Origin of the sequence: Mesorhizobium sp. M0239, assembly GCF_040321815.1 — a bacterium.
Classification (GTDB): Bacteria; Pseudomonadota; Alphaproteobacteria; order Rhizobiales; family Rhizobiaceae; genus Mesorhizobium.
Map to the genome: position 1 here is coordinate 1 of NZ_JAMYSG010000104.1, position 694 is coordinate 694.

Sequence of the window (694 nt, forward strand, 5' to 3'; positions counted from 1 at the left end):
TGGATGCTCGCGGGGTCAAGGTCTCGCACAATACGGTGTGGCTGTTCCTGCGCCGCGAAGGCCTGAGCTTCAAAAAAAACTCTGTTCGCCCTTGAGCAGGCGCGTGCCGATATTGCCCGCAGGCGCCAGCGATGGCGCTCTTGGCAAAGCGGTCTCGATCCACAGTGCCTGGTCTTCATCGATGAGACCTGGATCAAGACCAACATGGCTCCACTGCGAGGTTGGGGGCCGAAAGGCAAACGGCTGCGCGGCTTGGCTCCACACGGCCACTGGCGCACGCTGACCTTCCTCGGTGCACTACGCTGGGACCGGCTCGCAGCACCTTGCGTCTTCGACGGACCGATCAACGGCCAATGCTTCCGTGCTTATGTCGAGCAGCAGCTCATCACCGTGCTGAAGCCCGGCGACATCGTGGTCATGGATAACCTGGGAAGCCATAAGTCGGCGGCCATCAGGCAGACGATCAAAGCTGCCGGCGCCAGGCTTTGGTATCTGCCGCCCTACTCGCCGGACCTCAATCCGATCGAGCAGGCCTTCGCCAAGATCAAACACTGGATGCGACAAGCTCAGAAACGCACCGTCGAGGACACGTGGCGCCACATCGGCCACCTCGTCGAAACCATCGAGGCAGCCGAATGCAAGAACTACTTCGAAAACGCAGGCTACGCTTCCGTCAAAATATGAAACGCTCTAG

The 694-nt window shown here is 60.1% G+C and carries 1 pseudogene; it reads left to right on the forward strand.

Going from position 1 to position 694, the window contains the following annotated elements:
• A pseudogene (locus NKI99_RS33780) lies at positions 1-684 on the forward strand (IS630 family transposase); the annotation flags it as partial.
• Positions 685-694 lie beyond the last annotated feature (10 nt).